1 protein-coding gene is annotated in these 279 nt (G+C 50.5%); it reads left to right on the forward strand.

What is annotated here, in order from left to right:
• A partial coding sequence (locus F8B77_RS17805) for a hypothetical protein (RefSeq protein ID WP_167512886.1) occupies positions 1-279 on the forward strand: 279 nt, incomplete at both ends.

Genomic DNA, 279 nt, shown 5'->3' on the forward strand with positions numbered 1-279 from the left:
CTCTAACCGATAGCGTCAACGTGATTCAAAGTTATGCGGCTGATAATACGCAACCAGCACCTTCGGCAACTGATTATGCGATGGTGGGTGTTACGGGTGTGGACGCCAATAGCCTCAGTGAAGTGAATGGTCAGGTGGACAGTCAATCGTTGACCACGGTGGCTGCGATCCAGACTCTAACTAATAGCGTCAATGTGATACGAACCTACGCGTTGGATAATACGCAACCAGCACCATCGGTGAGTGATTATGCGATGGTGGGTGTTACGGGTGTGGATG

This window comes from Aliivibrio finisterrensis, assembly GCF_008933155.1.
Taxonomy (GTDB): Bacteria; Pseudomonadota; Gammaproteobacteria; order Enterobacterales; family Vibrionaceae; genus Aliivibrio; species Aliivibrio finisterrensis.